Source organism: Thermodesulforhabdaceae bacterium (assembly GCA_037482015.1).
In the GTDB taxonomy this organism is placed as follows: Bacteria; Desulfobacterota; Syntrophobacteria; order Syntrophobacterales; family Thermodesulforhabdaceae; genus JAOACS01.
The window spans coordinates 592,576-605,985 of record JBBFKT010000001.1; the positions used below are offsets into that span (position 1 = coordinate 592,576).

The window sequence follows — 13,410 nt, forward strand, 5'->3', positions numbered from 1 at the left end:
TATCTCCTTATGGGACATTCAAGCTTTTTCGCTCAGAAGTTTCATATTTTTTAATCTTACTGCAAAAGCAAACAGCCTGGTGGTTACCATTGCAACAATAAGGCGGGGAACCCAGAGCCAGAACGGTGGTAACCCGAGAGGCAAGAACAAAGTGGGATCTTCGACCATCGAGTGATTTATGCCCACAGACAATTGAAGTGCTTCCAGTTCGTCTTGGGGAATGTCGCCGTTTTTAGCTTCCTCGACAATTACTGCTCCTCCGTAAGCCAGTCCAAAGACCACAGCCGTCATCCACAACAGTCCCACTCGCTCTGACAATCCCAGCATTTTTAAGGCTGGCTTCGTCGCTTTTACAATTATAGAAATCCAGCCCTTTGCCTTGGCCACTTCAAGAAAAATCATGATAGCCATAATAATGAAGAAAATTTTTATGCATAGCTTACCAGTTCCAATTGCCCAGGAAATTGTCATTTCCAGGAAGCTCTGGTGAACTGTTACGCTTGAAGCGACATCACGGACATTTCCTTCGTGCACACCGGTCTTAATGAAAAATCCCAGCAGGAACACTGTTACAGTTGCGGCTGTCACTCTAACCATAACAGCCTTCCACGCCTTGATACCGGATTTGGATTGAATTACCGTTTCCTGGATCATATTGTGGCATATAAGAATAAAATTCGCCATCAGGATCATTTCTTCTTTTGAGAAGGGCAAGACGGACATGGCGGCAATTCCTCCATAGACGCTGGTGAGAGCCCCCACGATAATAGGAATAGCGCTTATGCCAGGAAGGCCCAGAAGATGCATAATAGGCGCAATTATTGCGGTTAGCTTTTCCAGAATCCCTGTCCAGGAAAGGACTGCCGTCAGGTAGGATATGGGCAGGATGATTTCAATCATCCATATAAACCCTGATAGTCCCTTTTTGATACCGTTTTTCAAGGGAACAGTGTCCATAAAGATTATCCCGCTTGGATGGATTTAAGATTGTTTGCCATAATCACACCAGGGTTGCAGACTGCAGGCGTTACACTTGGGATTTTTAGCCGTGCATGTTCTTCTTCCGTGAAGAATCAGTGCGTTACTAAACCATGTCCAGATAGTTTTAGGCACAAGGTTCATGAGTTCTCGCTCTATAATCTCCGGCTGGCTTGATCCACTCACTCCAAGCCTGTTGACTACTCGCTGGACATGTCTGTCAACGGCTATACCTTCTTCAATACCGTAGGCGTTTCCGAGCACCATAGCCGCTGTTTTTCTGCCAACTCCGGGGAGTTTAGTGAGATCATCGATATTTTCCGGCACTTTGCCGCCAAAACGTTTTTCCAGCATTTCCGCACAGTTTTTTAGAGTTCGTGCTTTTTGCCTGAAAAATCCCGTGGGGCGTATGATTTCTTCAAGCTGCTCAACAGGAATGTTGATGAAGTCTTGAGGCGTCTTGCATTGCTTGAATAGCTTTGTGGTTACTTGATTTACTCTTTCGTCCTTACATTGAGCAGAAAGAATCACTGCCACAAGAAGTTCAAAAGGATTTGAAAACTTCAATTCAAGGGGCGCTTCGGGATATTCTTTCCGAAGCGCTTCGATGATATTTTCGAGTTTTTCTTTTAAATCTCCCATGCTTTCACCAGTTCAATGAGTGTTCTGATTCCAAAAGCTGTTGCTCCTTTTGGCATCTGGAACCATGGTTTTTCTGCCCAGGCTGGACCGGCAATATCTATGTGCGCCCAGGGAATTTCCTTGGGGACAAACTGTTTTAAGAAAATTCCCCCGATTATGGTTCCGGCTTTGCGGTTTCCTACGTTTTTGAAATCGGCAATATCGCTTTTAATGTCCTCGGCATAAAAATCCCAGAGCGGAAGGGGCCAGAGCTTTTCCCCAACACGATTACCCAATGTGCTAATTTTTTCGACGACGTCGTCTTTATTGCCAAGAATCCCGGCAACGCGATCCCCCAGCGCAATAATGCAGGCTCCTGTGAGAGTTGCTAGATCCACAATAAGAGCAGGCGAATAGGTTTTTACGGCGTAGGTTATGGCATCGCACAGGATTAGCCGCCCTTCAGCGTCCGTTGTGATAACTTCAACCGTCTGTCCTGAAAGAGTTTTTAACACATCTCCTGGACGATAGGCTTTTCCATCGGGCATGTTTTCAGCGCAGGGCATAACGCCAACAACTCTTCTAGGAGGTTTCATTGTGCCCACAATTTCCATGGCTCCAAGGACTGTGGCAGCTCCAGCCATGTCGTGCTTCATAAGTTCCATACCTGAAGCTGGTTTGATGGAAATTCCCCCCGTGTCAAAAGTGATGCCTTTTCCAACAAACACCAGAGGCTTTTCGTTTTCACAGCCCCGTGGACAATATTCCAATACGATAACATAACCAGGGTTGGCACTTCCCTTAGCGACGCCCACAAAGGCGCCCATGCCCATCCTTTCGGCTTCTTCCTGGTCTATTATTGTGCATTTCAGGTTATAGGTTTCGGCAATAGCTCTGGCTTCCCTGGCGAGTCGTTCAGGGGTAATCTCATTAGAGGGAGCATTAATTAGATTGCGGGCTCTCACTATGCCGTTTTCCAGACTTTTCAGGTAGCTGAGCACATCAAGAATAGCTCCATTGGGTTCGGTTTTCAGTAGGACAACCTGTTCTTCAATTTGCTTTTTAGTTTCTGCAGGCTTGGTTTTAAATTCCCGGTATTCGTAGGAAACAGAAAATCCCGTGAAGAGGAGTTCTCTAAGGAACCAGTGCAAATCTTCTGAAAGAAGTTCAAAAATCGGAAATGGAAAGGCTATTTTAGTGATTCCTTTTTCAGAGGCTTCATTAAAAGTTTTAGCCCAGACAGAGTAAAGAACATCCTGATTATGCTCATCTTTTTTACCCAACCCGGCAAGAATTATTTTCCTGAAGGGAACGCCAGAGGGGCTATAACCAGTCATTATTTGCTCTTTTTTGGCTGAAAAATCGTTCCACCAGGGCATTTCTTTCAGCCAGGGGAGAACTTTTGCTATCCAGGGGTGCTGAATAATGGTATCCCTTGTTTCTTCAAAGGAGAAAATTACAATAGCGTCTGCACAGCCATTGTAAGGTTCGGTTTTCCAGGAAAAAATCATTTTTTCTCCTCCTTAATTCGGTTATCCGAAATAGCAGGTTTGTTCGTCAATCCAGTTCAAAGGTTTATAATCATAGCCGTTCCCGATTCTCCATCCCAGTAGAAAAGTTTTCCCGAATATAAAGGAGATTTCGAAGTAGCTATCCGGATTGCTTCGTGAATCTGGACTGAGGCTATCATTGAAACCACGGGAACGAGAGTTCCAAGTTCTTCTTCGTGTTTTCTGGCTTCTCTTTTTACTCCTGCATAAAGCTTCTTGAGCTTCGGTCTGTCGTCGGGCATTGTAGTGGTTACCTGTCCCCACCAGCCTCTAACCGCTCCATGAATGAAAGGTATTCCTCGCCGGTTTGCTTCTTCTTCTGCCGATATGCGATCCTTTGGGTTGTCAAATCCATCCAGGACTATATCTACATCGTCAAAGTGTGATGGCATTACGCGGGATTCGAAAGCTTCTACTTCGACAAGAGAGTTGATCCTTCTTATGATTTCTTTTGTGGCGAGGACTTTTGGGAAAAAAAGGGAATCTGCTATACAGAAGGGCTGTCGATTTAGATTTGATAGATCAAATCTGTCGTGATCAACTATCCTTATAAATCCGAAGCCGAGCCTTGCTGCAAGTTGTATGATATGACCTCCCAGTCCGCCGCAACCACATACAAGAAGTCGGGTTCTGCAGATGTGAGCCTGATCTTGGGTTGAAATGGTGCCCAGGTTCTTAAGATACCTCTCTGGTATGATGTTGTGTTCTATAGCTAGAGCCGTTGCTTCCCGGACTGAAATATTCTTTTTCTCAGCTAGCAACATAATTTCAAAATCGGATACTTTTTTAATCATGTTCAAAGCCCTCTTTGAGTGTTACCTTATTTTCAATGTTGCCAGAGCGATGAGAGCCAGGATGCCTGATACTATCCATAAACGGACGACGACTTTAGGTTCAGCAAGCCCCCGGTATTGCAGTGCGTGATGAAGAGGCGCTCTTGTGAATAGGCGTTTCCCTATGAGTTTTACACCGATTTTGTCCTGAATCTGGCTCGATAGAGCTTCCGCCACGAAAAGCCCGCCAAGAATAGGGAAAAGCATTTCCTGCTTAAGGAATACGCACATTGTGGAAATAGCTCCTCCCAGAGCAAGGGATCCCGTATCTCCCATGAATATCTGAGCCGGGTAAGCGTTATACCATAGAAAGCCCAGCCCGGCGCCCCCTAAGGCAGCGGCTACGACGGCGAGTTCTCCAGCCCCAGGAATGTAAGGATAGTATAGGTATGCCGAATAGATTTTGTTTCCAATAACGTAAGCAAAAACTCCAAGCACAGAAATGGTAAGAATTGAGGGCATTATAGCAAGTCCGTCCAATCCATCGGTTATGTTTACGGAATTGGTTACAAACATTACGAACAAAATGACAAAAACTGTGTAGAGCCAATGCCCCAGGTTAACAAGGGGAGCTTTGAGAAAAGGGATGTAAAAAAGCGTAGCTTCCCTTGGGTGGAGCGGACTGAAGGAACTTGTAACATAGCACGCAAAACCTATGGCAAAAGCCGCCTGAACAATTAGCTTTGTTCTCTCAGAAAGACCCCGATCACCACTTTTTCGCCTGAGTTTCTTTATATCGTCGATAAATCCGAGAGCACCAAACCAGGTTGTTGCGAATACAACACCCCAAAGAAAGGGGCTCGATAAATTGCCCCATAGAAATAGTGAGAAAAAGGCTCCACCGATTATCAGAATTCCTCCCATCGTGGGAGTGTCACCTTTCCCTGATATGAACCTGAGGCCAGTTTCCCGCTGTTGGTCGAGAATCTTGCGACGATGAAGAAACATTATGTAGGGTTTGCTACAGATAAGAATAAAAATGGCCGCTGTAAGAGCCGCCATGATAGCTCGAAAGGTTGTGTAGTTTACCAGTCGAAAGAAGGAGAGAAAATCTGAAAGGGACATAAGCAGGTTGCCAAGCCAGTAAAGCATTCAAAAACCTCCAAAGGATCGGAATAGTATTTCAAATTCTAAGAAATTGCTTTTCTTGGCTTCATTCTGCCAGTTTTACTATCCTAGTTCTTCTTTAGCTGTTGTTTTAGTTCCCGCCAGACAGGCCTTTTGTTTGCGGACTCGCTCTTCACACAAAGCCATTATAGCACAGTAGGTCTCCCTGATGGGGAAATGGGGGACAAAATCAGTGGATGTTAGAATAAATCCATTCAGTCCCCTGTAAAGTTCTGGCGAAGGGCAGATAACATGTCTTTCCAGCATCTTGAGAATACCTCGCAATGCTGCTTCCCGCACTTGCCAGAAATGATGCGTTCCTAGAGAAAAGAGCACTTCAATTGCTCGATTATCAACTCCAATGTGCCCTATGGCAACGGCAGCTTCCACGACCACTTCAAATGATGGATCCCTTAACTTCGCAAGAATCCTTTTGAACCATACATCCTTTCCAGCCAGCAGTTCTGAAAAGTGAGTTACCACCTGGCAGGCCTCAGCCCTAACCTCGTAATAGGGATCATCAAGGGCTTTTTCTACTGCTCTGGCAACCTTTGCGTCAAAGACTCCAAGAAGCCTTATGCTTTTTAGGGCGTTACGGCGTATAAACCCAACTTCTCGAAAATCACCTCCTAGAAGTCTTTGCCATAGCGGAACGGGGGTTCTATCTTCGATCATTCTCAAAAGTTCCGGTATTTTGTCGCGGCAGAGCAGGTATCCTGCGAGTTTAACGCCCATGTTTCGAATCTCCCACCGATGGTCATTTAAAAGCCGTCCGACACGGTAGCGAAAGTATTCCAGTTCATCTTCATCCTTTAGCACATCTAGGGGTGTATAAGCGGAAGGATTTTTTTCATAGGAAAGTTGAAGAGCGCGAAGCAATTTCCCATTCGTCCATGCGGGTGGAATATCCATGGATGCAAGGATTTTTTCTGGAGGTAGAGGCACAGCTCTTCCTTCAATTATGTCGGCGATAGTTTTTGCTGCATTTCGCTGGAAGATTGCTTTGGCGCATAGGCTCATTGTTGTAAGTAAAACGTTATCCTGCAGGATTCTCAGGATGGCTTGAGCTAGCACCTGCCCTTTAACTTGCTCTACGATCTCTCCGTTTTCATTCCTGGTCACATCCTCGTAAAGAACATAAGCTGCTCCAGTTTGTTTCATTGCTCTGGCATTCATTACCTGATGATCCCCGGGAAGCCCACTTTTGGGGATCAGAATAGATGGCTTCCCCATGGCAGCTATTTCACTGATCGTTCCGGCACCACTTCTTGCTACTACAAGATCAGCAATAGCATAGACATTCTGAATGTTATAAAAGTAATCCTGCCCGTAGTAAAAATTTGGTAGTTCTTGCTTTATTTCTTCATCAAGTTGAGCAATACGTTCTTCTGTGTCGCGTTCGGCATCATAAATCGGCGTTTTTGAAAGTCCTCTTCCGTGCACGATAAAAATTTTGTGACGGTACGGAAAAAGGTAAGGAATAGCGTCCACAACGGCACGGTTTATAGTTCTTGCCCCCTGGGATCCACCAAATATGAAGACCACTTTTCTGTTTGGTGGGACCTTGAAAGGCAAGGCGGACTCAGACGGTTTTTTATCCATCACCGATATAGACTGCCTCACAGGGTATCCGCTGATAACGCCGTTTTTAGGGAAGAAGCTAAGAGTCTGTTCAAAACTTACAAATACTCGATCAACCCATTTTCCCAATATCAGGTTAACCTTTCCGGGGATGGTATTTTGTTCATGCAGGAAGATTCCTATGGGGACTCTAAACAACCGTTTCAGAACCAGAGCAGCCATAACGGTAGGAGCACTGACGTAGCCACCTGTGGAGATCACCCATAAGGGTGGGAATTTCAAAAGATAAACGATACTTTTTAAAGTTCCAAAGGCTGTAACTACAAGGCACCAGCAAAGCTTAACGGGATTCCTTACACCTTCAAAAGGATGTGCCCAGGTATGAAGAAGCTGAAAGCCTTCCTTTGGAATAATGTGGTCTTCTGCTTTGCCGGCTTTTCCAATGTATATGACTCGATAGTTTGGGTGTCGGCGCTTGATTTCTTCCAGGATCGCAAGCAGGGGATAAACATGTCCCCCCGTTCCACCACCGGCAAGAATCACAGTTGGAGTTTTACGGACAGGCTTAATCCTGAAACGTACAAGAACACTCATTAACCCGTATAAACATACCAATAGAGCTATGGCACCTAACATAAAAGTTAATATCTTCATTGATTTTCCTTGCTGTCACCATCCAGAACTTTCATAAGCAAATCATACGGGATAGCCCCCTCCCGCAGAATCTTTATTTCTCCCCCTGAGCAGTCAACAACAGTTGATGGAGTCCCAAATATAACACCATTGTCAATAATTACTGCAAGGAAGTTTTTGAGCCTTGGTGGTATTGATGAAGGGTCCCTCAGAGGCATTTCCCCTGAAGGATTTGCGCTTGTTGATATTATCAATCCCCCCGCAAGTTCTGCAAGAAGTCTTGCCACAGGATGAGACGAGACACGGACTCCAATTTTTCCTGTCTTTGCATGCAGTATTTCTGGAAGCTTCGGATTTGCCTTGAGCACGATCGTTAGAGGTCCTGGCCAAAATTTAAGAGCGAGTTTTTCGACTAGATGATTCCACTCTACCCATGCATCTTTTGCATCTTCAAGGGACGCAGCAATGAGCGGAAGAGGTTTATCTTCGGGGCGGCCTTTAGCAAGATAGATGTTTTGTATCCACTCTTCCCGGTAAGGTGCGGTGCCAATACCGTAAATTGTTTCGGTAGGATAGAAAAAAATCTGACCCTTTTGAAGAAGTTCACGCCACAAATTTTTAACTTCTTCAGGGATTACCTCATCCTTGTTAAGTTGCCAGTAGAGAGGATTCATGATTGTTTGCCCGCTTTTAATTAAGCAGGCAGGGACAATGTATTACCAGTATTATCCCTGCTTCTGCTAACTCTATTTCATAGTCTCAGAAAGTTCCTCGTTTTTCTTTAGGATCGCTTCTCTAGTTTCAGCACGGTAGGCAACAAGGCGGTTTTTAAGTCTTTCATCCCATAAAGCCAAAATTTCTACAGCCAGGAAAGCTGCGTTTTTTGCTCCCCCTTTTCCAATGGAGACCGTTGCTACAGGAACTCCCGGAGGCATCTGCACGGTCGAAAGAAGTGCGTCCCAGCCATGAAGGGGAGACGAATCTATGGGAACTCCTATGACGGGAAGAACTGTGTTGGCAGCGATAGCGCCTGCAAGATGAGCAGCCCATCCGGCTCCTGCAATTATAACTTTGATACCTCGACTATCAGCAGTTTTGGCAAAGTTCGCCACTTCTTCTGGTGCACGATGAGCCGAAAGCACCTTAACTTCATAAGGCACTTCGAAAGATCTAAGCACTTCCAGTGCACCTTCCATCACCTTCATATCAGAGTCACTGCCCATAAGAACCGCTACTAATGGTTTTTTTGTCATCTGTTACTCCTCCTTACTCCTTCCCGATGTCGCTTCTGTAATACATACCTTCAAAACTTACTTTTTTCATTTCCCTATAGGCGATTTCTCTAGCTTCCGCTAGAGTGGAACCTCGACTTATAATCCCAAAGACTCTTCCACCTGTAGTCACCAATTCTCCATTATCTCCAATTCCAGTCCCCGAATGAAAGACAATACAAGAAGGATCCACCTCTTCCAGTCCTTTAATTGGCACTCCAATTTTGTATCTATCTGGATAACCCTTATACCATCCTTTTTTGCCCTTGCATCGACCACTAACAGCTATAAGACACAGATAGTATGAAGGATCCCAATCCAGACGAATTTCTTTTAGCCGGCGTGTGGATATGGCTTCACAAACATCAACAAGATCGGTTTTAAGGCGAGGTAGAATAACCTGAGCTTCAGGATCGCCAAGTCTGATGTTGATTTCTAACACATAGGGGGTAATGGAATTATGTTCTTCAACAAGCATTAATCCAAGGTAAATTACGCCTTCGTAGTGGATTCCGCGTTCGCTGATGCCCTTTACAAGGGGGCGAGCAACCCGGCTCATGATATGTTCTGTAAGTTCTTCAGTTAGCCACGGGTGAGGACTGTAAGATCCCATTCCGCCAGTGTTTTTTCCCTGGTCGCCATCGTAGGCTCGCTTGTAATCCTGAGCGGCAACCATCGGAAGAATGGTTTCTCCATCGGTAAAGCAGAAGAATGATAATTCTCTACCGTAAAGCCTTTTTTCTATGTCCACTCTATTTCCTGCGTCTCCAAATATTCGATCAACCATTATAGAGTGAACAGCCTCTTCTGCTTCTTCTGGAGTGCTACATACAATGGAACCTTTCCCTGCGGCGAGTCCGTCCGCTTTAACAACCACAGGATAGCCCACAGATCGAACATATTGTTTGGCCTTGTCGGGATCATCAAAAATGGCGAATTCAGCCACAGGTATGCCAAGATCTCTGAGCAGCACCTTTGTGTCGCACTTGCTCGATTCAAGGCGGCTCGCCCTTTTGTCCGGTCCTACTATAGGAATACCACGCTTCCTGAATTCGTCCACTATGCCAGCAGAAAGGGGCTTTTCTGGGCCAACGAAGGTTAGATCAATCTTTTCCTTTTCTGCAAAGTCGGCTATCTCTTCAACTGTTTGAGCGTTAACGCATTCGGCTATTTGAGCTATGCCAGCGTTGCCGTGAGCAACATAGACTTTTTTAACTCTAGGGCTCTGAAGGAACTTCCACGCTATCGCATGGTCTCTTCCACCGCTTCCTACCACAAGAACCTTCATTTTTTCCTGAATCCTCCGTTCTGTCCATAAGAGGCAACTTGACGTATCGCCTCTACAAGCTCATTCAAGCTAATTCCCACATTTATTCACAGTCTGGGTATGTTGCTAAGATAATTACAAATTGCCCCATCGTAGCGATGAGTCAAACAGAAGGCCTTTTTTGCCATTTCAAAGCTAGTTTGCTCGGAGATTTTTCCTCCCTGAGAATCCATTTCTTTTAGAATGGTTTGGTAATCTGCCGGGTCTGTTACAACAACTACATGTCGGAAGTTCTTCGCTGATGCTCGGATGAGAGTTGGTCCGCCGATGTCAATGTTTTCTATAGCTTCTTCCAGAGTGCATCCTTCTCTGGATACGGTGGCTTCAAAGGCATAGAGATTTACGACCACCATATCAATTAACTGAAGCCCGTGAGCTTTGATGGTTGTCATGTGATTTTCGTTATTCCGTAGAGCCAGAATGCCGCCGTGGATTTTTGGATGTAGAGTCTTGACTCGCCCGTCGAGCATTTCGGGAAATCCAGTAAAATCCGAAACATCGGTTATAGGTAGCCCCGAATCCCGAAGCACTTTAGCAGTGCCACCCGTTGAAATGATGGATACTCCGTGACGCACAAGCCCTTTAGCCAGATCAACTATTCCTGTTTTGTCTGTCACACTTATAAGAGCTCTAGTGATTGTTATCATCTATCTATGAACTCCTTTCTTCCTAAAGAATATTGTTAATGGCTTGAAGAATCAGCCGCAGAGAATATTTGATCCGCCAGCCGATTGAGATATGGCGTGGCGGTAGATTTCAAATCGTCTATCCGACTTTTCGGGCTTTTGCTGCTGTCGAACTAACATCCGCTAGAACCTTTTCAAAGAAAGCTTCACTGGCTTTTACAATAGCCGAATCATCTGGAAGTGCCATGGTGGGTTTCCCCTGAAGATCGTATTGAGCAATCAAAGGATCCACCGGGAAAACAACTACATTGTTTCCGAAGGTTTTAGCGACATCATCAGGAAGGTTTGTTAAGAAAGAGTTGGGGTCGCCAGCCCACTGATTAACAATAAGATATTGCTTGCCCAGCTTTATCGGGAGTGATCTAACCAGTTGGGCTATGCGGCAGGCTGCCGTGATTCCTCGTTTGCTACTGTCTGAAACAACAAGAAGAAGGTCGATATCTTTTTGAGTTAGCCGGTTAAAGTGTTCCATTCCCGCTTCGTTGTCCACAACTAAATAAGGGTAATTTGCCATGAGTTTGTCGAGAAGGTTAGACAAAATGCTGTTTGCAGCGCAGTAACATCCGGGACCTTCTGGATGTCCCATAGCGACAAGATCGAAGCCGTCAGCTTCTATAAGCGCTTCTTCCATTTGAAGTTCCATGAAAATGTCTTTTGTCATGCCCGTGGGAACATCTTTTTTCATTCGTTCTCGAGCATCAGAAAGAGTGGTTTTGATTTTTACACCAAGCACTTCATTAAGATTCGTGTTAGGATCGGCATCTACGGCTAGAATCGGTTTCATGCCGTTTTTCAACATGTAACGGATCAGAAGTCCTGCAACGGTTGTTTTTCCTGTTCCGCCCTTTCCTCCGAGCGAAATTACATAACTCATGGGATCTCCTTTCATACTACTTCTTATTTAAGAATTTCACGGCTTCTGCCGCGAATTGTTTCATTATTCCCACCACTTTATAAGTATACTTCCCCACGTAAAACCTGCTCCAAAAGCTGACATTACCAGGTAGTCACCCTTCTTAACTTTTTTCTCTTCGTTGATGATTTCGTATAGACATAGCGGGATCGTAGCTGCAGTAGTATTTCCGTAGCGATCAATATTTACAACTACTCTTTCCATCGGTATGCCAGCGCGTTCAGCACAGGCCTGTATGATACGAAGATTTGCTTGATGGGGGAGAAGGAAGGCAATGTCTTCGCCTTGAAGCCCGTTTTTTTTAATGATCGCTTCAGTTACTGCGGCCATTTCCGATACGGCTACTTTAAAGACAGGTCTGCCTTCCTGATAAACGTAGTGTTCTCTATTCTGCACTGTTTCTATCGACGCCGGTTTTCGGCTTCCTCCTGCTTTCATATGAAGGTGAGGCTCTCCCGAGCCGTCGCAGTGTAAGATGAAGTCGAGAATACCGAAGTTTTCTTCAGGGCAGGGTTCTACAAGTGCTGCTCCTGCAGCGTCTCCAAAGAGCACACAGGTGTTACGATCCGTGTAGTCAATGATGGAACTCATTACATCGCTTCCGATCACGAGCGCTCGATCATATCGTCCCGATTCTATGAACTGAGCTGCTGTAGCCAGCCCGAATACAAAACCAGAACATCCCGCTGACAAATCAAATCCCCAGGCTTTTTTTGCACCTATGTCTCGCTGAACAAGGCAGGCTGTAGATGGAAAAAACATGTCCGGTGTTACCGTTGCGACGATGATGGCATCTACAGTTTCTGGACCTACTCCTGCACGTTCAAGACATTCTTGTGCAGCTCGAGTAGCCATGTAGGAATTGCCCAACCCTGGTTCCAGAATGCGCCTTTCACGAATGCCCGTTCTGGTTATGATCCATTCGTCGGTCGTATCGACCATTTTTTCAAAGTCTTTGTTTGTAAGCCTTCGCTCAGGAAGAAATCTTCCAACTGATCTTATATAAGCTTTCCTTTGCGGCTTCATGCTTTTTATTCCAGATGTTTGATTGTTTATTATTACATTACTCCTTTATACCAGCCTCCATCTATATGAATGGATGCGCCGGTTATGTAGCCGGCTTGCTCAGAGGCAAGGAAGGTGACCAAAGCTGCGAATTCCTCGGGAGTTCCAAGGCGTCCCATGGGAATTTGAGACTCCCATCGTTTAATTATTTCTTCCGGGGTGGTTCCTTCCTTGTCCGCTGTTACTTTCGCAAGATTTCTGACTCGGTCTGTGAGAGTGTATCCTGGGCAAACATTATTTACCGTAATGTTGTATGGAGCCAGTTCGTTAGACAGACTTTTCGCAAAACCCACAACGCCGGATCTTATAGTATTTGAAAGAATAAGCCCATCGATAGGTTGTTTTACTGAAATGGAGGTCATGTTGATAATTCTTCCCCACTTCTTCTCTTTCATAACGGGAACTACCTCGCGAGTCATCACGATGGTGCTTAAAAGGTTAAGTCGGAAGCCGAAAAACCAAAGGTCGTCGTCTATTTCCAGGAAGGTTTTCGATGGAGGTCCGCCAGCATTATTTACGAGGATGTCAACAGTGCCGTAATATTCAAGAGCTTTCCTGATGAAGTTTCTTGCTTGTTCGGGAATGCTTACATCGGCAGCAATGCCTATAATTTCAGCTCCGGTTTTGGCTCTTATTTCTTCAACGGCATTTGGAAGTTCGGGATCATCGAGAGCGCAGATAGCAAGTCTTGCCCCTTCTCGCCCCATTTCCATTGCCACTGCCTTACCCAGGCCCTGGCTACCTCCAGCAATGAAAGCAACCTTTCCCTTAAGTCCCAGATCCATTCTCTATCCCTCCCGTCTTTGTTTTTTCAGACATGAGATTAAAATGCCATTTGGGCATTT

The 13,410-nt window shown here is 45.3% G+C and carries 13 protein-coding genes; all 13 read right to left on the reverse strand.

The window, feature by feature from the left end; genetic code table 11:
* Positions 1–18: 18 nt before the first annotated feature.
* Positions 19–957, reverse strand: a complete 939-nt coding sequence (locus WHS38_02680) for a nucleoside recognition domain-containing protein (GenBank protein MEJ5299875.1) — start codon at positions 955–957, stop codon at positions 19–21.
* A 24-nt stretch (positions 958–981) separates the two neighbouring features.
* A complete protein-coding gene (gene nth, locus WHS38_02685; GenBank protein MEJ5299876.1) occupies positions 982–1,620 on the reverse strand; it encodes an endonuclease III in 639 nt (212 codons plus the stop codon).
* Complete coding sequence (locus WHS38_02690; GenBank protein ID MEJ5299877.1) at positions 1,608–3,110, reverse strand: leucyl aminopeptidase; 1,503 nt, start codon at positions 3,108–3,110, stop codon at positions 1,608–1,610. Before WHS38_02690 ends, nth begins: the two co-directional genes overlap by 13 nt.
* 56 nt (positions 3,111–3,166) lie before the next feature.
* Positions 3,167–3,943: a ThiF family adenylyltransferase gene (locus WHS38_02695; protein ID MEJ5299878.1), complete on the reverse strand. Its 777-nt coding sequence runs from the start codon at positions 3,941–3,943 to the stop codon at positions 3,167–3,169.
* A 21-nt stretch (positions 3,944–3,964) separates the two neighbouring features.
* Complete coding sequence (mraY, locus tag WHS38_02700) at positions 3,965–5,074, reverse strand: phospho-N-acetylmuramoyl-pentapeptide-transferase (protein ID MEJ5299879.1); 1,110 nt, start codon at positions 5,072–5,074, stop codon at positions 3,965–3,967.
* A gap of 78 nt (positions 5,075–5,152) precedes the next feature.
* Positions 5,153–7,324, reverse strand: coding sequence for a glycosyltransferase (locus tag WHS38_02705; protein MEJ5299880.1), 2,172 nt, complete (start codon positions 7,322–7,324; stop codon positions 5,153–5,155).
* Positions 7,321–7,977: an L-threonylcarbamoyladenylate synthase gene (locus WHS38_02710; GenBank protein ID MEJ5299881.1), complete on the reverse strand. Its 657-nt coding sequence runs from the start codon at positions 7,975–7,977 to the stop codon at positions 7,321–7,323. The genes WHS38_02705 and WHS38_02710 overlap by 4 nt, the downstream gene beginning before the upstream one ends.
* A 72-nt stretch (positions 7,978–8,049) precedes the next feature.
* Positions 8,050–8,556, reverse strand: a complete 507-nt coding sequence (purE, locus tag WHS38_02715; protein MEJ5299882.1) for a 5-(carboxyamino)imidazole ribonucleotide mutase — start codon at positions 8,554–8,556, stop codon at positions 8,050–8,052.
* 13 nt (positions 8,557–8,569) lie between these two features.
* Complete coding sequence (gene purD, locus WHS38_02720) at positions 8,570–9,862, reverse strand: phosphoribosylamine--glycine ligase (protein ID MEJ5299883.1); 1,293 nt, start codon at positions 9,860–9,862, stop codon at positions 8,570–8,572.
* A gap of 86 nt (positions 9,863–9,948) precedes the next feature.
* Positions 9,949–10,548, reverse strand: coding sequence for an IMP cyclohydrolase (locus WHS38_02725; protein ID MEJ5299884.1), 600 nt, complete (start codon positions 10,546–10,548; stop codon positions 9,949–9,951).
* Between the two features lie 118 nt (positions 10,549–10,666).
* On the reverse strand, positions 10,667–11,461 hold the full coding sequence (locus WHS38_02730; protein ID MEJ5299885.1) for an AAA family ATPase: 795 nt from the start codon (positions 11,459–11,461) through the stop codon (positions 10,667–10,669).
* Between the two features lie 63 nt (positions 11,462–11,524).
* Entirely contained in the window at positions 11,525–12,526 is a 1,002-nt protein-coding gene (locus WHS38_02735; protein ID MEJ5299886.1) for a beta-ketoacyl-ACP synthase III, read from the reverse strand.
* 32 nt (positions 12,527–12,558) lie between these two features.
* Positions 12,559–13,350, reverse strand: coding sequence for an SDR family oxidoreductase (locus WHS38_02740; protein ID MEJ5299887.1), 792 nt, complete (start codon positions 13,348–13,350; stop codon positions 12,559–12,561).
* Positions 13,351–13,410: the final 60 nt, after the last annotated feature.

What these genes read in the sequence shown, in the direction of transcription:
- purE (MEJ5299882.1), bottom strand. Translation starts at nt 8,556, where the DNA reads ATGACAAAAAAACCATTAGTAGCGGTTCTTATGGGCAGTGACTCTGAT.
- WHS38_02725 (MEJ5299884.1), bottom strand. Translation starts at nt 10,548, where the DNA reads ATGATAACAATCACTAGAGCTCTTATAAGTGTGACAGACAAAACAGGA.
- WHS38_02705 (MEJ5299880.1), bottom strand. Translation starts at nt 7,324, where the DNA reads ATGAAGATATTAACTTTTATGTTAGGTGCCATAGCTCTATTGGTATGT.
- WHS38_02695 (MEJ5299878.1), bottom strand. Translation starts at nt 3,943, where the DNA reads ATGATTAAAAAAGTATCCGATTTTGAAATTATGTTGCTAGCTGAGAAA.
- nth (MEJ5299876.1), bottom strand. Translation starts at nt 1,620, where the DNA reads ATGGGAGATTTAAAAGAAAAACTCGAAAATATCATCGAAGCGCTTCGG.
- WHS38_02740 (MEJ5299887.1), bottom strand. Translation starts at nt 13,350, where the DNA reads ATGGATCTGGGACTTAAGGGAAAGGTTGCTTTCATTGCTGGAGGTAGC.
- purD (MEJ5299883.1), bottom strand. Translation starts at nt 9,862, where the DNA reads ATGAAGGTTCTTGTGGTAGGAAGCGGTGGAAGAGACCATGCGATAGCG.
- WHS38_02730 (MEJ5299885.1), bottom strand. Translation starts at nt 11,461, where the DNA reads ATGAGTTATGTAATTTCGCTCGGAGGAAAGGGCGGAACAGGAAAAACA.
- WHS38_02710 (MEJ5299881.1), bottom strand. Translation starts at nt 7,977, where the DNA reads ATGAATCCTCTCTACTGGCAACTTAACAAGGATGAGGTAATCCCTGAA.
- WHS38_02690 (MEJ5299877.1), bottom strand. Translation starts at nt 3,110, where the DNA reads ATGATTTTTTCCTGGAAAACCGAACCTTACAATGGCTGTGCAGACGCT.
- WHS38_02735 (MEJ5299886.1), bottom strand. Translation starts at nt 12,526, where the DNA reads ATGAAGCCGCAAAGGAAAGCTTATATAAGATCAGTTGGAAGATTTCTT.
- WHS38_02680 (MEJ5299875.1), bottom strand. Translation starts at nt 957, where the DNA reads ATGGACACTGTTCCCTTGAAAAACGGTATCAAAAAGGGACTATCAGGG.
- mraY (MEJ5299879.1), bottom strand. Translation starts at nt 5,074, where the DNA reads ATGCTTTACTGGCTTGGCAACCTGCTTATGTCCCTTTCAGATTTTCTC.